Here is a 21,030-nt window from a genome sequence, read left to right as displayed (position 1 = left end):
CGAAGGGTTCCGGGCAGTCCTAAACCCTCCCCATTTTCGCCGCAAGCGTGACCGTGCTTCCTTTGAAGGCATCGGGGCGAGAAGGCTGATATTCCGGACTTTTTGACCTTGGGGCAGCCCAAAAAGAAAGGCCCGGCGGTGAGGCCGGGCCTTGGAAAGCAGCATCCGTCAGCTCACTCCGCGACGGCGGGGGGCGGGGTCGGCCGGAGCCTCTTGGCCGAGGCCGAGACCCGCGCCTTCAGCACGCGCCACGTGGCGAAATCGTTGACCTTCGACGTCTCGGCAAGGCCAATCAGCGCCGCCGCCAGGAACGGCAGGCTCTGGATGGCGAGCGCCAGGGCGTAGAGGTCCACCTCGCGCACCACATGCCAGTTGGTCATGTGGAGGAAGATGGCGCTGGTGAGGAGCAGCCCGCCCACCACGGCCTCGGGAAGGGCCGGGAAGGAGCGCGCCGCGCCCGAGAGCCAGCCGCCGCCCTTGGCGGTGCGGGCGAAGGCGAGATCCTTGTAGCGGAAGCCATCGAACACCGCCTTGGCCACCGTGAACTGCACCGCCATGGCCGCCAGCGCCGCGCCTGCCATGCGCAGCGGCGTGGTGGCCACCCGCATGCGGTAGAGCGCGATGAAGTGCAGCAGATAGACCACGAAGGTCATGATGATGGGCAAGGTGAGCACGTGCGCCGGCACGGCGATGCCCATGGTCAGGACGAACGGGACGAACAGCAGCGACAGCACCGCGGCGAGCGCACCCACCGATTCCGCGCCCAGCCAGGACACCCAGCCCAGCAGGAAGTGCCGGCGCTGCGAGGTGGTGAGGCGCGAGGCGCTGGGCAGGAACCGGCGCCAGTGCTTGCGGATGATCTGGAAGCCGCCATAGGCCCAGCGGTGGCGCTGCTTCTTGAATGCCTCGAACGTGTCGGGCAGCAGGCCCCAGCCGTAGCGCCGGCGGGTATAGTGGGTCTTCCAGCCGTTCTCGGCGATGGAGAGGCCGAGGTCGGTGTCCTCGCAGATGGTGTCGGACGACCAGGAGCCGGCCTCCATCATGGCCGCGCGGCGGATCAGGCACATGGTGCCATGGACGACGATGGCGTCCTCTTCGTTGCGCTGGACCATGCCGATGTCGAAGAAGCCGGCATATTCGGCGTTCATGGCCTCGTGCATGGGGGAGAGGTGGGCGTCGCGATGATCCTGGGGCGCCTGGACGAGGCCGACCGTGGGATCGTCGAACACCGGCACCAGGTCCTTCAGCCAGTCGGGATGCACCACATAGTCGGCATCGATCACGCCGATGATCTCGGCGTCGGCGGAGGTGTGCTCCATGGCGATGCGCAGCGCGCCCGCCTTGAAGCCGGCCATCTTCTCGATGTTCAGGAACTTGAACCGCTCGCCCAGGGTCTCGCAATGGGCGCGCACGGGCTCCACCAGCGCCGGGTCCGGCGTGTTGTTCAGCACCACGATGCATTCGAGGTTCGGCCATTCGAGGCGGGCGACCGCGTCGAGGGTCTGCTTCAGCATCTCCGGCGGCTCACGATAAGCCGGGATGTGGATGGACACCTTGGGATGGCGGGTTGCCGGGCCGCGCGGCCGCAGCTCCACGAGCCGGGTCGGGGCGCGCCCGAAGGCGATGGCGGAGAGTTCCTCCACCCGATAGAGCAGCACCAGCGCCAGCGGCCCCAGCAGAAGCAGCGACAGCACCATTGTGACGTAATTGCCGCCGGTGACGTAGTGCGTCGCCCAGTGGTCGAAGACGAGGGCGACCCACGCGCCGACACCGCAGGCGGCAGCGGCGAGCGCCGCGCCCTGGGACACGGTCATGGGGCCGGCGCGCAGCATGGGCAGGCAGAAGGCGACGCCCAGCAGCAAGGCAAGGATCGCCGTGCGCCCGAAGCTCTTCTGCTCCAGCGGGCCGGTGAGGGAGAATTTCAGCTGCCGGTTGGCGTCGAACACGCCCCAATACTGGCCGACCGAGCCTTCGAAGCTCTTCCAGGGGGCGTCGAACGCCTCGATAATGTTGTAGTCGATGCCCAGCGCCTCGGCCCGCGAGGTGAAGGTGCGGATGACATTGGCCTGGGCAATCTCGCCGGGCACCGCCCCGTCGCGGTTATAGCCGGAGGACGGCCAGCCGAACTCGGCGATGACAATGCGCTTGCCGGGATAGGCGGCGCGCAGGCGGTTATAGATGTCGATGGAGCGGTCGACCACGTTCTCGGCGGTCACGCCTTCCCAGTAGGGCAGGATGTGCGCGGCGATGAAGTCGACGGCGGACACCAGCTCGGGATGGTCGAGCCACACGTTCCAGATCTCGCCGGTGGTCACCGGCACGTTGGTCTGGCGCTTCACGGTGCGGATCAGTTCGGCCATCTCCGCCGCGCTCTTTTCACCGCGAAAGATGGTTTCGTTGCCGACCACCAGGGCGTCGACGTTGGAATTGTGCTTGGCGAGGCCGACCGCGTTCTGGATTTCCAGCGCGTTGCGGGTCTCGTCCTTGTCGATCCAGGCGCCCACCGTCACCTTCAGCCCGCGCTCGGCTGCGATGGCCGGGATCAGCTCCAGGCCCATGGTGGACGAATAAGTGCGGATCGCGCGGGTGTAATTGGCCACCGCATCCACGTCGGAGCGGACCTGGTCCGCCGTGACCGGCGGGCCCTTGTCAGGGTGGCGCACGTCCCGGCTATAGGGCGCGAAGGACAGGCTGGAGAAACGCTCCGTCACTGCCGGAGCGGTTCCAGCAGGGCGCAGGGAATACCAGATCGCAGCGTGAAACCCAGTCACAACCACGATGATCGCTGCAGCTGCAGCAAGGCCGGGACGCATTGGCGGGACCCACTCGAAGGGAAGGCGAACCGTGAACGCTGGCTTTTGGCAACGGTTCCAGCCAAAAGTCACGGAGCACCCTTTCGACCTGCCCCACCGGTCGGCACCGCCATTTTACGGCGGTGCATCGAGACACTAAACCTCTCAAATAAAGAGGTAAATGGGGACTGTGGCAGCCGTTCGGCGGGGCCGGGGCGCCAGCGTGATCTAATTATTGCGCAGGTGCAGCAACATAGTCGGGATTAACCCAACATTGCTGAACACGCGCGGGCAGGCGCTCCTGCGTTTTCGGATCGATGTTGCCCTGGCGCACCAGGCACCGGAAGGTGAGCTTCAGGTGCTCGGTCGGGCAGCCGAACCGCTCATAGAGCTCAAGGTGCCGGCGGGCGGTGTCGATGTCGTCACGCCAGAGGAGTGTGGCAATACGTCGTCCCGTCCAGACGCATTCCGGCAGGCCCGCCGCGCCGGGGAGCTTGGCCGCCTCGGCGAACTCCTCGACGGAACGGCGCTGCGCATCGCGCGCGGCCTGCTGCTCAGGCGTGACCTGCTCCGGCTGCGCCGGCTTCTGGTCGGGGGAGGAGGATTGGGCAGCTGCCGAGCCCGCGCAGGCAAGGAAAACAGCGCCCGCGAGCAGAGCGATACGAAAACGGTCCATGACGGCCATTGTGTTCGAGGCTGGTGAGCGGAAGGCGTTCCGCGGTGACACGTTAGAAGAAGGCACCGATTTTGTCAGCATGACGACATGCGCCCCGAAGTAGCAGGCTTGGGGCGCGCTCCCTTCACAGGCCCCTCCGGAAGCTTTATGTCGCGAAGGTTGCCCGAAAGTCGGGTGCTGGGAGCTGCCATGCCGTTTTCCCTCCGCCCTTCGGGCGCCGTGCTGCCGGTCGTGCTCTTCCTGGCGGTCCTTGCAGTCGTTGCGGCGTTCTGGGCCTGGATGGGGCAGCCGGTGGCGATGCCGGCCTCGCCGCTCGCGGCCGGGGAGAAGCTGCCCTGCGTCTCCTATGCGCCGTTCCGCGACGGTCAGTCGCCGCTCAATGGCGGCACGCCCATTCCCGAAGCGCAGATCGACGAGGACCTTGCGCAGCTCGCGACGCTCGCCGCCTGCGTGCGCACCTATTCGGTGGAACTCGGCCTCGACAAGGTGGTGCCGCTGGCGAAGAAGCACGGGCTCAAGGTGTTCCAGGGCATCTGGCTCAGCGGCGACCAGGAGAAGAACCGCAAGGAGATCGACGCCGGAGTGAGCCTTGCCCAGCAATATCCTGACACGGTCGCGGCGCTGGTGGTGGGCAATGAGGTGATGCTGCGGGGCGAGCTCTCCTCCACCGACATTGCCGCCATCCTGAGGGAGGTGAAATCCCGCGTCGGCAATGTGCCCGTCACCTATGCGGACGTGTGGGAGTTCTGGGAGCGCGCGAAGGCGCTGGCGGGTGAGGTGGATTTCGTCACCGTCCATATCCTGCCCTATTGGGAGGACCTGCCGGTTTCGGCGCAGGAGGCGGGCCGGCACATCGACCTCATCCGCCAGCATGTGGCGGACCAGTTTCCCGGCAAGGAGATCCTGATCGGCGAAACCGGCTGGCCGAGCGCGGGCCGCATGCGCGAAGGCGCGCTGCCCTCGCCCTCCGACCAGGCGCTGGTCATGCATGAAGTGCTCAAGCTGGCCAAGGAGAAGGGCTACCGCGTCAACGTCATCGAAGCCTATGACCAGCCCTGGAAGCGGCGCAACGAGGGCACGGTCGGCGGCCATTGGGGCCTGATCGACGCCGGCAACCGCACCGAGAAGTTCCATTGGGGCGAGCCGGTCAGCAATCACCCCCAATGGCGCGCCCAGGCCCTGGTGGGGGCCGCGCTCGTGGTGCTGGCCTTCGGTATCGCCGCCCGCACGGCGCGGCGGGCGCGCAAGCGCGGCGAGCCCCTGCCCAATGCCGGCGCCTGGCTGTGCGTCGCTGCCGTCGCCCTGGCGGGCGGGGTGACACTGGGAAGCACCCTGGCAAACCTGCCTCTGGAGAGCCTGGGCTGGGTCGGCTGGACGCGCAACGTCGCGTTCCTCGTCCTGTCCGTCGCGGCCGTGGCGCTTGCCGGCATCTTCTTCATGCGCAGGGAGCCCCTGAGGCCCCTGGCCGTGGCGCTGGATTTCAAGAATCGGCGTGGCCAGAAAATGCGGGGCATCGCCATCTCCGCGCTGCTTGCGCTCGGATTGCTGGCGGTGGGCGAAGTCGCCCTCGAGCTGATTTTCGACCCGCGCTACAAGGATTTCCCGGTCTATCCGCTGACGCCGGTTGCGCTTGCTCTTGTGCTTCTGGCGATCCGGCGGCGACCGGACGGCGACGGGGTCGCCATGGGGGAGCGGGCCGGCTTCTGGCTGCTTCTGGCGGCGGGCCTCTACATTCCGCTCAACGAGACCCTGCACAACTGGCAGGCATTCTGGTTCGGCACCATCTGCCTCGCCATGGCTTTCACTTCGTGGCGTGTCCTGGGCGCGCGAGTGAAAGGATGAGCAGCATCGCCGCGATGGCGCCGGCGATGTTGTTGTAAAGCACCAGCGCGATGCCGGCGAAGGCGAAGCCGATGAGAAGGCCCGCCCGCGACGGCTTCAGGAACTGAAACGCCGCCGCCGCCAAAGCGATGGCGCCGAACACCGACCAGCCGAACAGCGCGATCACCACCGAGCGCATCTGGCACTGCGCGCTCTTCAGCCCGGCATCGCAGGCGAGGCCGACGATGGACGGCTCGATCACCAGATAGCGCACATAAAAGGCCCAGCCGGTGGCGGCCATGGTGGTGAAGATCAGCCAGTTCATGGCGCGCGGGCCGGGAGTAAAGGTGCTGTTCGCCATCTCGGCCTCCATCTGATCCCATCCATGCCATTCCCCCGCCGGGGGGACAATATCGGTGCCGGCTTTTCCGTTAACGATGGGCGCGATAAGGAAACCCCATGTCGCTGAGGGAAAGCCAATGACAGAACGCAGCCTGCTCGTCGTGGTTCTCGCGGCGGGTGAGGGGACACGCATGGTCTCGCGCCAGCCCAAGGTCCTTCACAGGATTGCCGGCCTCACCATGCTCAATCACGTGCTCGCCGCCTCCCAGGCTGCCGGCGCGACGCGCATCACCGTGGTGGTGGGTCCGGACCGGGAGGACGTGGCGGCGGAAGCACGGCGCGTGGCGCCGGAGGCGCAGGTGTTCGTCCAGACCGAGCGGCTCGGCACGGCCCATGCCGTGCTCGCGGCGCGCGGCGCCCTGGAGCAGCCGGCGGACGACATCCTGATTCTCTATGCCGACACCCCTCTCGTGCGGGCGGAAACGCTGCTGGCTCTGCGCGCCCGGCTGGCGGAAGGCGCCGCCGTGACCGCCCTGGGCTTCCGGCCGGAGAACCCGACGGGCTACGGACGGCTCATCATGGAGGGGCCGGAGCTTCTCGCCATCCGCGAGGAGAAGGAGGCGAGCCCTTCGGAGAAGAACATCGATTTCTGCAATGCCGGGCTCATGGCGCTGGCCGGCACCCATGCGCTCAAGCTGCTGGATGCGGTGAAGAACGACAATTCCAAGGGCGAATATTATCTCACCGACGTGGTGGAGATCGCCAATGAGGAAGGGCTGACGGCGGCGGCCGCCGAGGCGGTGGTGGAGGAGGTGGTCGGCGTCAACAGCCGCGTCCAGCTCGCCGAGGCCGAGGCCATCCTCCAACGCCGCCTGCGCCGCGCGGCCATGGAAGGGGGCGCCACCCTCGTTGCGCCCGAGACCGTGTTCCTGTCCGCCGACACCAAGCTGGGCCGCGACGTGCTGGTGGAGCCGCACGTGGTGTTCGGCGTCGGCGTGACGGTGGCCGACAATGTGGTGATTCACTCTTTCAGCCATCTGGAAGGCGCGGTGCTGGAAAGCGGCGTCTCCATCGGCCCCTATGCCCGCCTGCGGCCCGGCACGCGGCTCGAAACCGGGGTGCGCATCGGCAATTTCGTGGAGACGAAGGCCGCCCACCTGGAAAGCGGCGTGAAGGTGAACCACTTGTCTTATGTGGGCGATGCCCATGTGGGCGCCGACAGCAATCTCGGCGCGGGCACCATCACCTGCAATTATGACGGCTATTCCAAGTTCCGCACCGAGATCGGCAAGGGCGCCTTCATCGGCGTCCACTCCGCCCTTGTGGCGCCGGTGACCATCGGGGCAGGGGCCTATGTGGGCACCGGCTCGGTCATCACCGACGATGTGCCGGCGGATTCGCTCGCCATCGCGCGCGTCCGGCAAGTGACGAAAGAGGGCCGCGCTGTCGAGATGCGGGCGAAGCTGGCAGAGGCCAAAGCGAAAGCCTCCAAGAGCTGAGCCTTTGCGCTGTCAGAAAGCGATAGAGGAAGTGACGAGCATGGCGCGCACGCCATGCTACAGAAACGGTACGTCAATCGCGGAGCGGCTCAGCTTATGTGTGGCATCGTCGGCATCCTGGGTAAGGAATCTGTTGCGGACAGCCTGGTGGAATCCCTGCGCCGGCTGGAATACCGGGGCTATGATTCCGCAGGCGTCGCGACCCTGGAGGACGGGCACCTCGCGGTCTGCCGCGCCGAAGGGAAGCTGAAGAACCTCACCCATAAGCTGTTCCGCCATCCCCTGGCGGGTCATTCCGGCATCGGCCACACACGCTGGGCCACCCACGGCAAGCCGTCCGAGCGCAACGCCCACCCCCACACCACCAAGCGCGTTGCCGTGGTCCATAACGGCATCATCGAGAATTTCCGCGAGCTGAAGCACGAGCTGGAGGACGAAGGCGTCACCTTCCGGAGCGACACGGACACGGAAGTCGTCGCCCAGCTCGTGGATCGCGAGATGCTGCAGGGCAAGGGCCCCCAGGCCGCCGTGGCCGCGGCCCTGCCGCGGCTGAAAGGCGCCTTTGCGCTGGCTTTCCTGTTCGACGGCCATGACGACCTCATGATCGCAGCCCGCAAAGGCTCGCCCCTCGCCCTCGGCTATGGCGAGGGACAGATGTTCCTCGGCTCGGACGCCATCGCGCTCGGCCCGTTCACCGATGTCATCGCCTATCTGGAAGAGGGCGACTGGGCGGTGATCACCCGCGCCGGTGCCGAGATCCACGATGAGAGCGGCGCCATCGTGCAGCGCCCGGCCATCAAGGTGCCGGCGAGCACGCTGCTGGTGGACAAGGGCAATCACCGCCATTTCATGGCGAAGGAGATCTATGAGCAGCCGGAGGTGATCGCCCACACCTTCGGCCATTATCTCGACCTTGCCGCCGAGACGGTCTCCCTGCCGGAACTGCCTTTCGACTTTGCCGAGATCGACCACGTCTCCATCACGGCCTGCGGCACGGCCCTCTATGCGGGGGCGGTGGCGGAATATTGGTTCGAGCGCTTCGGGCGCCTTCCGGTCTCCACCGACATCGCCTCCGAGTTCCGTTATCGCGAGACCCCGCTCAACGGGCGCGGCGTGACCATCGTCATCTCCCAGTCGGGCGAGACCGCCGACACCCTCGCCTCGCTCCGCTATGCCAAGGAATGCGGGCAGAAGACCATCGCCGTGGTGAACGTGGCCACCTCCACCATCGCGCGGGAGGCGGACGTGGTGCTGCCGACCCTGGCGGGCCCGGAGATCGGCGTTGCCTCCACCAAGGCCTTCACCTGCCAGCTTGCGACCCTCGCCTGCCTTGCGGTGGGCATCGGCCGCGCGCGCGGCCACCTGTCCGAGGACGATGAGCGCCGGCTGGTGCGGGCCATGGTGGAAGTGCCGCGGCTGATGAGCGAGGCGCTGAAGCTCAGCCCCGAGATCGAGCTGCTGGCGCGCACGCTCGCGAAGGCGCGGGACGTGCTCTATCTCGGGCGCGGCACCAACTACCCGCTTGCGCTCGAAGGCGCGCTGAAGCTGAAGGAAATCTCCTACATCCACGCCGAGGGCTATGCCGGCGGCGAGCTGAAGCACGGCCCCATCGCCCTCATCGACGAGACCATGCCGGTGGTCGTCATCGCGCCCTACGACCGCATCTTCGACAAGACGGTCTCGAACATGGAGGAGGTGGCGGCGCGCGGCGGGCGGATTATCCTCCTGACCGACCGGAAGGGCGCCGAAGCCGCCAGCGTGGACGCGGTGCAGAAACTGATCCTGCCCGAGATGCCGGCGACGGTCGCGCCCTTGGTCTATGCCATCCCGGTGCAGCTCATCGCCTATCACACGGCGGTGCTCATGGGCACGGACGTGGACCAGCCGCGCAATCTCGCCAAGTCGGTGACCGTGGAATAGCGGCGGCCTGGGGCGGCGCCCGGCGCTATCGCGACGGGCGCGTCACCATGAAGGCGGCGAGGACCACGAACAGGATGGCGAGGGGAATGAGCACGTAGCTCGGCGCCCCCACATACCAGGACCCCGTCCAGGTGCCCACGAAGCTCGTCAAAGCAAGGAGCTTGACGGGGAGGGGAATGGCGCCCGTCTCCTGCCAGCGCCGCACGCTCGGGCCGAGATAGCGGTGGTTCACCAGCCACGCCTCGAATCGCGGTGAGGTGCGCGCGAAGCACCATGCCGCGAGGATGAGGAAGACCGTACCCGGCAGCATGGGCACAACCATGCCGATGGCGCCGAGGATGAGGAACAAGCAGCCCGTTGCGAAAACAGTCCTGCGCCAGATGACTTGCATGAGACTTCAGCCTGCCGACAGGAGGCGCATGGCCGCGTCGCGGCCGTGCAGATAGAGTAAGGTGCGCACGGCCTCGCTGCCCGGGGCGGAGAGGTGCGGGTCGCGGGCAAGGAGGTGCGCCGACGCTTCCCGCGCTGCGGCGACCTGGGGTGAGTGGAATTCCAGCCGCGCCACGTCGAAGCCGGGAAAGCCGCTCTGCCGCGTGCCCAGCACGTCGCCTTCGCCGCGCAAACGCAGATCTTCCTCGGCAATGGCAAAGCCGTCCTCGCTGGACCGCAGCATGGCAAGGCGCGCCTTCGCGGTCTCGCCCAAAGGCCCCCGATAGAGGAGCAGGCAGGTGGACGGCTTGTCGCCGCGCCCGACGCGCCCGCGCAATTGGTGAAGCTGGGCAAGGCCGAAGCGCTCGGCATGCTCGATCACCATGAGGGTGGCGTTGGGCACGTTCACGCCCACCTCCACCACGGTGGTCGCGACGAGGATGCGGGTCTCCCCCGAGGAGAAGCGCGCCATGGCCCCATCCTTCTCCGTGCCGGACATGCGGCCATGGACGAGGTCCACGCGAGGACCGAAGCGCGCCTTGAGCACGGCATGGCGCTCGGTGGCGTCGGCCAGGTCGCTCGTGTCGCTCTCCTCCACCAGGGGGCAGATCCAATAGGCCTGCGCCCCGCCGGCAAGCGCCCGGCCAACGGCGTCGCTCACCTCGTCCAGGCGTTCGAGGGAGATGGAGCGGGTGTCCACCGGCTGCCGGCCGGGCGGCTTCTCGCGCAGCTCGGAGCTTGCCATGTCGCCGAACAAGGTAAGGACCAAGGTGCGCGGGATGGGCGTGGCGGTCATCAGCAGCATGTCCGCCGATTCGCCCTTGCGGGATAGGGTGAGGCGCTGCTCCACGCCGAAGCGGTGCTGCTCGTCCACGATGGCAAGCGCGAGGTCGGCGAAGACAACATCCGGCTGGATCAAAGCATGGGTGCCGACGAGGAGGCCGATGCGGCCGGCGGCGAGGTCGTCGAGGATGGCCTGACGGGCACGGCCCTTCTCCCGGCCGGTGAGGATCGCAGTGCCGATGCCGGCGGCGGCCGCCAGGGGCGCGATGGTCTCGTAATGCTGCCGGGCGAGCACTTCGGTGGGCGCCATGAGCGCCGCCTGCCGCCCCGCCTCGATGACGCAGGCGGCGGCGAGCAGCGCCACCACGGTCTTGCCGGAGCCCACATCACCCTGGAGCAGGCGGAGCATGCGCTTGTCGGAGGCGATGTCGGCCCGGATGTCCGAGAAGGCGGTCTCCTGCGCCAGGGTCAGGGAGAAGGGCAGGGCCGCGCGCACCGCCTCCATGAGACGGCCGTCTCCGCTGCTGGAGCGGCCGCCCACCTCGATCTGCTGGGCGCGCACGAGCCCGAGGGTCACCTGATGGGCAAGAAATTCCTGGAACGCCAGGCGCCGCCAGGGCGCCCCCATGGGCTCGACGTCCGCGAGATCGGCGGGGCGGTGGAGGCGGTGGAGCGCCGCCTTGAAGTCCGGCCAGCGCTCGTTCGCCAGGATTTCGCCAGGGATGGCTTCCGGCAGATCGGGCACGCGGGCCAGCGCAGCTTCCATGGCGCGCCGGACCTGCCCGCCGCCGAGCCCCTCCACCAGGGGATAGACCGGCTCGATGGGCGCGAGCTTCGCGAGCCCCGCCGCATCGAGGATGCGGTCGGGATGGGTCATCTGCCGCATCCCGTCATAGAGCGAGATGCGCCCGCACAGCCAGCGGGTGGCGCCCACCGGCAGCATGCGCTCGATGAAGCTTGCCTCGATGTTGAAATGCACCACCACGAGATCGCCGGTGGCGTCGCTCACGAAGGTGCGGTGGGGCGCGCGGCGGCCGGGCGGCGCGGGATGGTGCCCGTCCACCCGCACTTCCAGTGTGACGTCCGTCTCAGGCAGAGCGCCTGCGATGGTGGGTCGGGCGCGGCGGTCCACGAAGCCGGAGGGCATGTGGAACAGGAGGTCCACCACCCGCGGCACCTCTCGCCCCAGCAGCCGCGCGAAGGGCCGCTCCATCTTGGGGCCGATCCCCTTGAGCGTCGTCAGGGGCGCGAACAGGGGGTCGAGGAGGGCTGGACGCATGGCGGGCGAAAGTGCAGGAGCGGGGCGGCACGCGCAAGGGCGCGCAAGCCCCCGTGCCATCGAAGATTTCTGGTATTGTTCCAAGCGTCACGAAGTCACGGCGGAGCCCATGAGCGACACGAAGACGGAGGAGACCGAGCGCGCGGCCTTTGTCCGGGGGCTGCGCCGGCGCGGCGCGAAGGACGAACTGGTGCTGCGCGCCATGGAGCTGGTGCCGCGCGCCTTGTTCGTGGACCCGGGGCTGCGGCAGCACGCCTATGACGATGTGGCGCTTCCCATCGCCTGCGGCCAGACCATGTCGCAGCCGAGCGTGGTGGTGGAGATGACCGAGGCCCTTGCCGTCACCGCCACCCACCGGGTTCTGGAGGTGGGCACCGGCTCCGGCTATCAGGCGGCCATCCTCGCCCATCTCGCCGCTGATGTGGTGACGGTGGACCGCTATCGCTCGCTGGTGGCCGATGCCCAGGCGCGGTTCCAGGTGCTGGGGCTGCGCAACGTCGCGGCCCTGGTGGCGGACGGAAGGGGCGGGGCGCCCGCCCGCGCGCCGTTCGACCGCATCATGGTCACCGCCGCCACCCCCGAGGTGCCCCGCGCCTTGTTCGACCAGCTCAAGCCGGACGGCATCCTCGTGGCGCCGGTGGGCGATCCCGCCTCGGTGCAGCATCTGATCCGCTACGCCAAGAGCCCTAGCGGCATCTCGTCCACCACCCTTTCGGCGGTGCGGTTCGTGCCCTTGCTCGAGGGCCTGTCGGCGACGCTGTGACCGGGCACCGTTAGCCAGTCGCGCAGATGCCATTTGCGCCCGGCATCCTCCTCCTCTATCGACCCGGGGATCGGGGGAGGAGGTCGCGTCTTGAGGCGTCACCGGGGAATCGTAGCGGTTGCCGCAAGCGTGCTGGCGAGCCTTTGGCTGGCCGCCTGCGCCGGCCGGCCGCCGGGCATCCTGATCCCCGTCGCCGAGACGGTCCAAGGCACCAGCCAGGTGGAGATGGTGGTTGCCACCACCCGCGCCCAGATCACCGGCGGCGACCTCTATGGCGGTGACCGGGCCTGGGACCCCGGCTTTGCCGAGATTACCGTCTCATTGCCGCCGGACAGCGCGCGCACCATCGGCGAGGTGCAGTGGCCGAAAAGCGTGCCCGGCAATCCGGCCACCGACTTCGTGACGACAAAGGCCGAAATCGTCTCGTTGAATCAGGCCCAGGCCTGGTTCAACCGGAAGGTCCGCAGCACCCCCAAGCGGCAGGCGCTGGTCTTCATCCATGGCTACAACAACCGTTTCGAGGATGCGGTCTTCCGCTTCGCCCAGATCGTCCATGATTCCGGGGCGGACGTGGTGCCGGTGCTGTTCACCTGGCCCTCGCGCGGCAGCTTGCTCGCTTATGGCTATGACCGCGAGAGCGCGTCTTATTCCCGCGACGCGCTGGAAAAGCTGCTCACCGTCCTCGCCAAGGACCCGAACGTCGGGGAGATTTCCGTCCTCGCCCATTCCATGGGGAATTGGGTGACGCTGGAGGCGCTGCGCCAGATGGCCATCCGCAACGGCCGCATCCTGCCCAAGATCAAGACCGTGATGCTGGCCGCGCCTGATGTGGACGTGGACATCTTCCGCACCCAGATGAGGGACTTTGGTCCCATCCGGCCGAACTTCACCCTCTTCGTCTCCCAGGATGACCGGGCGCTTCAGGTGTCCCAGAGGGTCTGGGGCTCGAAGGCGCGGCTTGGGCAGGTGGACCCGTCCCAGGAGCCCTACAAATCGGAGTTCGAGGCGGACAAGATCACGGTGGTCGACCTGACCAAGCTGAGGACCGGGGACCAACTCAACCACGGCAAGTTCGCGGAGAGCCCGGAAGTGGTGCAGTTGATCGGCAGCCGCCTCCTCGCCGGTCAGAGCTTGACCGACGGGCGTGAAGGCGTGGGCGACCGGATCATCCAGGTGACCACCGGTGCCGCCGCAAGCATCGGCACGGCAGCGGGCGTGGTCATATCGGCGCCTGTGGCGGTGCTTGACCCTACGTCGCGGGAGAATTTCGGTGCGCAGGTCCAGCAATTGGGCTCCACCGTCACCAATACCGCGACCTCCACCGGAGACCTGCTGACCACCCCGCCGGTGACGCAGCGCTGAGCTGGATTTCGGTCTGTTGCAAAAATGTCGCGTACCAGCGCGAGATTCGAGCGATTTCACGGCATTTAAGCCGGTGTTTACTCCGCGCCGCTTTACTCACGTCAATTCGTAGCGTGCGAGTGCGGTCATATGCCTTCTTCCTGCAAGACCTTGGGATCTAGCGCTTTGGCGAAGCTCGCCCTGGCTGGGCTGGCATCGGCCGCACTTGCCGGGTGCAGCTCCGATTCGACCCGCCTCGCGTCCTTGTCGAGCCCTTACCCACCTTCGACCCAGGGTTCGCCCGAGGTGACAGGGTCGCTGGGCTCGGCGCCCACCGCTCGCGTGGATAGCGCGCCGATCGGCACCTCGTATCAGGCGGCTGCCCAGCCGGCCGCGCCCTCCGGGCCGCCGGTGGCCTATGCCCCGACAAATTATCCGGCCTATCCCGCGCCCGCAGCGGCCCCGGTGCACACCGCGGTTGCGCCTCCCGCGCCGCGCGCCGCCGGCGCGACCCATGTGGTGACCGGCGGCGAGACGCTGACCTCCATCGCCCGCAATTACGGCACCACCGCCTCGCAGCTTGCGGTCACCAACGGCCTGACCCACGAAGCGACCCTGCGCATCGGCCAGACGCTGATCGTGCCGCAGAGCGCGGGCAACCTTGCGGCTCATCCCGCGGTCGCCGCGCCGAAGCCCGCCCAGGTGGCCGTGGCCCCGGTCGCTGCTCCGCCGGTTGTGGCTGCGCCCGCCCCCAAGGTTGCCACGCCCGCCGCGCCGGCCGCAAAGACCGCCGCGGTTTCAGCAGCAGCCCCGCTCGCCGCCCCCACCGCGGCCGCGACCCCCGCCGCTCAGGCGGTGGCCCCCGCTGCTCCTGCCAAGCAGGCGACGGCAGCCGCAGCACCGGCCGCGCCCGCCAAGGTGGCAGCGGCAGACGATGCGGACGACGCGCCGCGCGCCGCCGGCTCCGGCCCGCAATTCCGGGCGCCGGTGCGCGGCCGGGTGATTTCCGGCTTCGGCCCGAAGCCGGGCGGCACCAAGAATGACGGCGTGAACTTTGCGGTGCCGGAAGGCACTTCCGTGCGCTCCGCCGAAGATGGCACGGTCGCCTATGCCGGCAACGAGCTGAAGGGCTACGGCAACCTCGTCCTGATCAAGCATGCGGACGGCTACGTCACCGCTTATGCCCACAACAGCGAGCTTCTGGTGAAGCGCGGCGACACCGTGCGGCGCGGCCAGATCGTCGCCAAGGCCGGCCAGAGCGGCGGGGTGAACACTCCCCAGCTCCACTTCGAGATCCGCAAGGGCTCGCAGCCGGTGGACCCGAGCCAGTACGTGGCGGGCCTGTGATAGTCTGAACGGCGGCGGCATCGGCTCTTGGAGCAGAAGCCGTCGCGCCCGATGGCTTCGAGAGTTTCCGCCCCCATGGTCCGGCGCCGGCGGAGATTCGGTGCCGGGTCAATGTCCGGCGAGGTCAAACCCCATCTGCCAAAAGTCGGCTTCCAGGCGCGATGCCTGCGCGAACAGGGCGGCGAGCTCGACGAAACGCCGCTCCGTCATCGCCCTCCCGGCCAGTTCATCGAGATGGCGCCGCGCCGCTGACGCCACGCTCTGATAGCCTTCGCCCGCATACTCGCCGATCCAGTCCCGATAAGGGTGACTGCCCAGGCCATCGAGACCTTGGGGCGCGAGGGCGCGGCCGATCTCCGCATAGCCGATGACGCAGGGCGCGAGGGCCACATGAAGGTCGAGCAGGTCGCCGGCCGCGCCGCAGTCCAGCACGAAGCGCGTGTAAGCCACCGTGGCCTGATGCTCGGGCGCCGCTTCGATGTCGTTTCGTGACAGGCCCCATCTGGCGCATAGGCGAATGTGGAGCTCGGTTTCGTTCAGGACGGCCCCCAGCCCTTCCTGGGCCACGCGGATGTCGGCAAGGGTGCGGCTCTTATAGGCGGCAAGCGCCCAGGCGCGGGCGAACTGAATGAGGAACAGATAATCCTGCACCAGATAGGCCTGGAAGGCGGCCTGCGGCAGCGTGCCAGCGCCAAGCTGGCGTACGAAATCGTGGTCTACATAACTCTGCCAGTCGGAGGCTGCGGCTGCCTTCAGGCGATCGAAGATGTCCATGGCCTGGTTCCAGTGTCGTGCTGCGGGCCTGTGAAGAGGGGCACTGGCGGGCACAAACAAAAAGGGCGCCCCGAGGGACGCCCTTAGTCACGATGAAGCGTCACAAGCTCACTTGATCTTGGTCTCGCGGAACTCGACGTGCTTCTTGGCGACCGGGTCGTACTTCTTCAGCACCAGCTTGTCGGTCTTGGTGCGGGAGTTCTTCTTGGTCACGTAGAACACGCCCGTGTCCGCGCTGGACAGGAGCTTGATCTTGATGGTTGCAGCCTTGGCCATAATTCTGAATCCTGGTGCCGCTGGCTTGCCCGAGGCAGCGCGGGTTCAATAGCTAATCGCACGCGCTGCCGGCGCGGCGGCTCGTGGGCGCGGAAACTGGTTCATTCGCTCCGTTTTGTCAAGCATTGGCACGTCCGCTGAGTGCGAAGCGCGCGCTGACCACCGTCACATACATCCCGAGCATGGTGCCGATGACGATGGCGAAACCATAAGGATCATAAAGGTCCATGCCGAAGCCAACCAAAGGCGGGCCGATGACGAGGCCGATGGAATAGAGCATGACGAAGGCCGCATTGGCCGCGGCAAGGTCGGCGCCATGGAATCGGGCACCGAGATGGGCAAGGCCCACCGTGTAGAGGCTGCCGACGATTCCCGTCACCAGGAAGACGGCCACGTGGAAGGTAAGGCTCGCCACCGGCACATAGGGCAGAACGAACGCCCCCACCGTGCCGACAAAGGAGCAGAAGATCAGCAGCAGGCGCCGGTCGATCCTGTCGCTGATGATGCCGAGCGGGATCTGGAACGCCACATTGCCCAAAACGGCGATGGTGAGCAGCAGGGAGGCCTGCCCTTCCGGCATGCCGAGGCGCAGGCCATAGAGCGGCAGGAAGCTCATCACCGCGGTCTCGATGGCGCCAAACACCAGAGCGGCCAGCGTCGCCGAGGGCGATTTCCGGATGAAGGAGAGGACACCGTGGCTGCCGCCCTCGTCGGCGATCTTCGGCGCCATGCCCTTGGCGAGCAGGATGGGGATGAGCCCGGCCGCCAGCACGGCGGCACCGGCAAGGTAGGGCGGCCAGCCTTGCGTGCCCAGCACGCTGAGGATCACTGGGCCGACAGCCGCGCCGATGGACAAGGCGGTGGCATAGACGCCCATGATGAGCCCGCGCCGGTTCGGCGGGGCCACCGCATTGATCCAGAATTCGCTCACGGCGAACAGGATGCAGAGCGCCGCGCCGAGCGCGAAGCGCAGCGGGAACCATAGCAGGAACGAGGAGGACGCCTTGAAGGCTGGCAGGCTCAGGGCGGTGACTGCGATGGCGAGGCCCAGCAACGTGCGCGGGCCGAACCGGCGCACCAAAGCCGGCACGAACGGGGCCGTGATGACCGTGGCGATGCCGGCCACAGCCGTGTTGATGCCGATCCAGGAATGGTTGATGCCGCGCGACTCCATCTCCAGCGCGAGGAGGGGGATGGAGAGGCTGATCCCGATGCCCACAACGGAGATCGAGGAAATGGCGGCGGTAATTGAGGCCGTCCGGCTCATCTGAGCCGCCGTCGCCGGGGCGTGCATGAAATGTCCTAATCTAGTCTAGGGCCACTCGGACGAAGCGGCCGCGGTGCATGCTGTAGAAGGGCACGGGCAGTTCGCGCCGGAACCCGGCGTCGAGGCGGGTGCGCAGTTCTTCGAGAATGACGCGGGTGATGGCGGGAAGTTCCGCCTTCTCGGTTTCCGCGAAGGTGAGCCAGCGCGTCTCGACGAGCTCGGAGGAGGGGCCGACCAGCCCGTCCACCTTCGCGCAGATGGCATTCACATCAGCCGCAAAGAAGCGGGTGTCGAACCGCTTCGGCCGCCGCGGCGGGGTGATGGCGCGAAACACGAAGGTGAGGGCTTCAAGGTCGGGGAAGACCCCCTTTTCCTCGAACGGTTTCCAGGATTCGGCCGGAATCTCGGGTGCGCCCGCCTCGGTGGTGCCGAGCAACAGGCCGGTTTCCTCATACGTCTCCCGGATGGCGGCGGCGGCCAGCGCCCGGCCGCGGGTCAGGGAGGGGCGCGAGACGTGCTGCCCCAGGCGCCGCTCGCTGTCCGTGTCCAGCACGCCGTGGACCGGCATGGACTTGTCCGCAAGCTCCACGCGTCCGCCGGGAAACACGAACACATTGGGCATGAACCGGTGGCCGGGATGACGCAGGCCCATGAGCACGCGCGGCACCTTGCCGCTGCGGTCGAGCAGCACCAGGGAGGCGGCGTCCTTCGGGCGCACGTTCGGCCAGTGCTCCTCCCGCTCGGTATTGGTGAGGCGTTCGGCGAGGTCGGTCATGGTGCCTTTGGCGATGCGTCCGGTGGGAAGGGCTCGTGCTCTGGGCTGCGCGGGTCGAAACCATGCATGCGCAGCGCCCATTGCAACCCCACGAGCGCGCCCTTTATGGGCGGCAGGAGCAGGACGCTCAAGAGAAAGGTGAGCGGTAGGAAGATGGCGAGGTGCAGCCAAACCGCGGGGCGGAACGCCTCTTCGACCAGCACCAGCAGGGGCACCACGATGTGGCCGACCACCATGATGGTCACGTAAGGCGGGGCGTCGTCGGCGCGGTGGTGGTAGAGCGCCTCGCTGCAGATGGGGCAGGTGTCGGCCACCTTCAGATAGGCCTTGAACATACGTCCCTTGCCGCATTTCGGGCAGCGGCACATGAAGCCGCGCATCATCGCATTGCCCGGGGCGCGGGGCGCGCCGTCGTCCGTCATGCTCATGTCTGCCTGCGACCTTTCCGTGCGGCCTTGGCGGGGCGGGAGCCCTCGCGCGGACCGCGCGGAGGACCCTCGGACGTGCCGCCGGGTCTGCCGCCGAACTTGCCTCGCTTGGGCATGCCGCGCGGCGGGCGGGACTTGCCGCGCCCGCCCCCTAGATAGGCGCCCTCGGACAGAAGCTCAAACCGGAGCGCGCCCGCGACCGGCGCCGCCTCCACCAATTTCACTTCCACGCGGTCGCCGATGCGGTGCATCTCGCCGGTGCGGTCGCCCACAAGTGCCTGGCGGGTCTCGTCAAAACGGTAATAGTCCGCGCCGAGCGTGGACGCGGGGATGAAACCGTCCGCCCCCGTCTCGTCCAGCGCGACGAAAAGCCCCGCCCGGGTGGCGCCGCTGATGCGGGCGCCGAAAGTGGCGCCGATCTGATCGGCAAGGTGGTGGGCGATGAGCCGATCCACCGTCTCGCGCTCCGCCGCCATGGCGCGGCGCTCGGTGACGGAGATGGCGGCGGCGATCTCGGCGAGCTCGTCGGGCATCGTCTCCTCGGAGAGCCCGTCCTTGCCGAAGCCGTGGGCCCGCACCAGCCCGCGATGCACGATGAGGTCGGCGTAGCGGCGGATGGGCGAGGTGAAATGGGCGTAGCGCCGCAAATTGAGGCCGAAATGCCCGTAATTGTCCGACGCGTACTCCGCCTGCGACTGGCTGCGCAGGATCACCTGGTTCACCAGCGGGGCGACATCGGTGCCGTCCACCTCCTCCAGGATGCGGTTGAAATTGGAGGGGCGAACCGTGTCGCTCTTGGGCAGCTTGATGTCGATGGTGAGGAGGAATGTGCGCAGGTTCGCCAGCTTCTCCAGCGTCGGGCCGTCATGCACGCGGTAGACGAGGGGTGTGCGTTTCGCCTCCAGCGTCTCGGCGGCGGCCACATTGGCGAGGATCATGAATTCCTCGATCAGCCGGTGCGCGTCGAGGCGGGCCGGCACGATCACCTTGTCCACGGTGCCGTCCGGCTTCAGGAGGATCTTGCGCTCGGGCAGGTTGAGGTCCAACGGCTGGCGCGCGTCGCGCGCCTTCTTCACACAGGCATAGGCTGCGTAAAGCGGGCGCAGCACGTCGGCGAGCAGCGGGGAGGTGGTCTCGTCCGGCTGGCCGTCCATGGCCGCCTGGGCCTGGGCATAAGCGAGCTTCGCCGCCGAGCGCATGAGGATGCGGTGGAACGTGTGGCTCTTCTTGCGCCCGTCGCCGCCGATGACCATACGCACGGCCAGTGCCGGCCGGTCCTCCAAGGGGCGGAGCGAGCACAGATCGTTGGAGATGCGCTCTGGCAGCATCGGCACGACGCGGTCGGGGAAATAGACCGAATTGCCGCGCAGCACCGCCTCGCGATCCAGCGCCGAGCCGGGCGTCACATAGGCCGCCACGTCCGCGATGGCGACGGTGACGATGAAGCCGCCGGGGTTGGCCGGGTCTTCATCGCGCACCGCATGGACCGCATCGTCATGGTCCTTCGCGTCCGGCGGGTCGATGGTGACGAGGGGCACGCCGCGCCAGTCCTCGCGGCCCGCCGCCTTCACCGGCTTGGCCTTGTCCGCTTCGGCCAGCGCGTTCTGGGGGAAGACGTGGGGAATGCCGTGGGCGTGGATGGCCACCAGCGAAATGGCCTTCTCGCTGGAGAGCGAGCCGAGCTTCTCCTTCACCCGCGCGGTGGGCAGGCCGAACACCCGCTGGCGCATGAGTTCCACGGAGACGAGATCGCCATCGGCCGCATCCTGCTCGGCACCGGGGGGCACCTGAAGCTCGCGGCCGAGATTCTTCTTGTCGATGGGGATGATGCGCCCGCCGCCCTGGGGCGCGGCGCGGTAGATGCCCAATTGCTGCCGGCGCGCCTTCTCCAGGACTTTGATGACGCGCCCCACATAGCGCCCGTCCTGCGGCCCGTCCGCCATGCGCAGCAGCACGCGGTCGGAGAGGCCGGGGGCCGGGCCGCGTGTCCGCCGGGGCACCTGGACGAGGATGCGCGGCGCCTCGCCATGCTCCTCCTCGTTCCATTCCACCGGCACGGCGATGAACTCGCCATCGGCATCGCGGCTGGTGATGTCGGCGAGCACCACGCCGGGCAGGGCGCCCGGCACATGGACCTTGCGCCTGCGCCGATCCACCGCGCCGTCCGCGTCCAGCTCTTGCAATAGTGCCTTGAGTTCCAGCTTCTGGTCGGCGCCGAGGCCGAAGGCGCGGGCGATGTCGCGCTTGCCGATGTCGCCGCCACGCGCCGCGATGAAGGCGAGCAGCTCCGCCTTGGACGGCAGGCGTCCGTCCCGCGCGGGGGCCTCGGGCAGTGCCGGCCCGGCAGCACTGCGCGGTTTGCCGCGGGTCTTTGCAGATCGGCCGGCTGGGGAGATACGTTTCGCCAAGATTCGATTTCCGTTCGCCGAAGGCTACCCGACCACGCGCCTCGGGGCGAGTCGCGCGGCTTTGAGTTGAAGAAAATAGTAAGGTAGCCTATCTATCTATTCAGCTTCAG

Annotated in this window: 17 protein-coding genes; 6 read left to right on the top strand and 11 right to left on the bottom strand. The window is 67.8% G+C overall.

Annotated features, from left to right (window positions below; translation table 11 throughout):
* Nucleotides 1-173 precede the first annotated feature (173 nt).
* Both ABLE91_RS14845 and ABLE91_RS14840 read right to left on the bottom strand, forming a co-directional pair.
* On the bottom strand, nucleotides 174-2,813 hold the full coding sequence (locus ABLE91_RS14845) for a glycosyltransferase (protein WP_510181951.1): 2,640 nt from the start codon (nucleotides 2,811-2,813) through the stop codon (nucleotides 174-176).
* Between the two features lie 211 nt (nucleotides 2,814-3,024).
* On the bottom strand, nucleotides 3,025-3,468 hold the full coding sequence (locus tag ABLE91_RS14840) for a hypothetical protein (protein ID WP_348931789.1): 444 nt from the start codon (nucleotides 3,466-3,468) through the stop codon (nucleotides 3,025-3,027).
* A 189-nt stretch (nucleotides 3,469-3,657) separates the two neighbouring features.
* Between ABLE91_RS14840 and ABLE91_RS14835 the strand changes: the two genes are divergently transcribed.
* Nucleotides 3,658-5,310: a glycoside hydrolase family 17 protein gene (locus ABLE91_RS14835; RefSeq protein ID WP_348931787.1), complete on the top strand. Its 1,653-nt coding sequence runs from the start codon at nucleotides 3,658-3,660 to the stop codon at nucleotides 5,308-5,310.
* On the opposite strand, the gene ABLE91_RS14830 is transcribed toward ABLE91_RS14835, so the two are convergent.
* Nucleotides 5,270-5,650: a hypothetical protein gene (locus tag ABLE91_RS14830; RefSeq protein WP_348931786.1), complete on the bottom strand. Its 381-nt coding sequence runs from the start codon at nucleotides 5,648-5,650 to the stop codon at nucleotides 5,270-5,272. The two genes, ABLE91_RS14835 and ABLE91_RS14830, sit on opposite strands and share 41 nt — an antisense overlap.
* Nucleotides 5,651-5,768: 118 nt before the next feature.
* On the opposite strand from ABLE91_RS14830, the gene glmU reads away from it, so the two are divergent.
* Together glmU and glmS are read left to right on the top strand one after the other, a co-directional pair.
* Complete coding sequence (gene glmU, locus ABLE91_RS14825) at nucleotides 5,769-7,130, top strand: bifunctional UDP-N-acetylglucosamine diphosphorylase/glucosamine-1-phosphate N-acetyltransferase GlmU (protein ID WP_348931784.1); 1,362 nt, start codon at nucleotides 5,769-5,771, stop codon at nucleotides 7,128-7,130.
* 96 nt (nucleotides 7,131-7,226) lie between these two features.
* Complete coding sequence (gene glmS / locus ABLE91_RS14820) at nucleotides 7,227-9,050, top strand: glutamine--fructose-6-phosphate transaminase (isomerizing) (RefSeq protein WP_348932071.1); 1,824 nt, start codon at nucleotides 7,227-7,229, stop codon at nucleotides 9,048-9,050.
* Nucleotides 9,051-9,075: 25 nt separating this feature from the next.
* Here glmS and ABLE91_RS14815 read toward each other — a convergent pair whose 3' ends face one another.
* Together ABLE91_RS14815 and recG are read right to left on the bottom strand one after the other, a co-directional pair.
* Entirely contained in the window at nucleotides 9,076-9,441 is a 366-nt protein-coding gene (locus ABLE91_RS14815; RefSeq protein ID WP_348931783.1) for a YbaN family protein, read from the bottom strand.
* A gap of 6 nt (nucleotides 9,442-9,447) precedes the next feature.
* A complete protein-coding gene (gene recG, locus ABLE91_RS14810) occupies nucleotides 9,448-11,541 on the bottom strand; it encodes an ATP-dependent DNA helicase RecG (protein ID WP_348931781.1) in 2,094 nt (697 codons plus the stop codon).
* 109 nt (nucleotides 11,542-11,650) lie between these two features.
* Here recG and ABLE91_RS14805 point away from each other — a divergent pair, with 109 nt between their 5' ends.
* From ABLE91_RS14805 to ABLE91_RS14795, 3 genes are all read left to right on the top strand, one after another.
* Complete coding sequence (locus ABLE91_RS14805; RefSeq protein WP_348931779.1) at nucleotides 11,651-12,304, top strand: protein-L-isoaspartate(D-aspartate) O-methyltransferase; 654 nt, start codon at nucleotides 11,651-11,653, stop codon at nucleotides 12,302-12,304.
* A gap of 90 nt (nucleotides 12,305-12,394) precedes the next feature.
* Nucleotides 12,395-13,666: an alpha/beta hydrolase gene (locus tag ABLE91_RS14800; RefSeq protein ID WP_348931778.1), complete on the top strand. Its 1,272-nt coding sequence runs from the start codon at nucleotides 12,395-12,397 to the stop codon at nucleotides 13,664-13,666.
* Between the two features lie 321 nt (nucleotides 13,667-13,987).
* A complete protein-coding gene (locus ABLE91_RS14795) occupies nucleotides 13,988-14,992 on the top strand; it encodes a peptidoglycan DD-metalloendopeptidase family protein (protein ID WP_348931776.1) in 1,005 nt (334 codons plus the stop codon).
* Between the two features lie 108 nt (nucleotides 14,993-15,100).
* Here the strand turns inward: ABLE91_RS14795 and ABLE91_RS14790 are convergent, their stop codons facing one another.
* The 6 genes from ABLE91_RS14790 to rnr all read right to left on the bottom strand — a co-directional run bounded on the left by ABLE91_RS14790 (nucleotide 15,101) and on the right by rnr (nucleotide 20,845).
* The gene (locus tag ABLE91_RS14790; RefSeq protein ID WP_348931774.1) at nucleotides 15,101-15,766 is read right to left on the bottom strand and encodes a TenA family protein; all 666 of its coding nucleotides are present in this window, start codon (nucleotides 15,764-15,766) and stop codon (nucleotides 15,101-15,103) included.
* A 108-nt stretch (nucleotides 15,767-15,874) separates the two neighbouring features.
* Nucleotides 15,875-16,042, bottom strand: a complete 168-nt coding sequence (rpmG, locus tag ABLE91_RS14785) for a 50S ribosomal protein L33 (RefSeq protein WP_132033308.1) — start codon at nucleotides 16,040-16,042, stop codon at nucleotides 15,875-15,877.
* A gap of 118 nt (nucleotides 16,043-16,160) precedes the next feature.
* Nucleotides 16,161-17,309, bottom strand: coding sequence for an MFS transporter (locus tag ABLE91_RS14780; RefSeq protein ID WP_348931773.1), 1,149 nt, complete (start codon nucleotides 17,307-17,309; stop codon nucleotides 16,161-16,163).
* A gap of 40 nt (nucleotides 17,310-17,349) precedes the next feature.
* On the bottom strand, nucleotides 17,350-18,084 hold the full coding sequence (locus ABLE91_RS14775; protein WP_348931772.1) for an NUDIX hydrolase: 735 nt from the start codon (nucleotides 18,082-18,084) through the stop codon (nucleotides 17,350-17,352).
* Complete coding sequence (locus tag ABLE91_RS14770; RefSeq protein ID WP_348931770.1) at nucleotides 18,081-18,512, bottom strand: DUF983 domain-containing protein; 432 nt, start codon at nucleotides 18,510-18,512, stop codon at nucleotides 18,081-18,083. The genes ABLE91_RS14775 and ABLE91_RS14770 overlap by 4 nt, the downstream gene beginning before the upstream one ends.
* Nucleotides 18,509-20,845 carry a ribonuclease R gene (gene rnr / locus ABLE91_RS14765; RefSeq protein ID WP_510181956.1) on the bottom strand — a complete coding sequence of 779 codons (2,337 nt, stop codon included), beginning with the start codon at nucleotides 20,843-20,845 and terminating at the stop codon, nucleotides 18,509-18,511. The genes ABLE91_RS14770 and rnr overlap by 4 nt, the downstream gene beginning before the upstream one ends.
* Nucleotides 20,846-21,030: the final 185 nt, after the last annotated feature.

The organism is Aquabacter albus (genome assembly GCF_040049275.1).
Classification (GTDB): domain Bacteria; phylum Pseudomonadota; class Alphaproteobacteria; order Rhizobiales; family Xanthobacteraceae; genus Aquabacter.
Note: the sequence above shows the minus strand (reverse complement) of the source record. Positions and strands in the feature narration are given on the sequence as shown.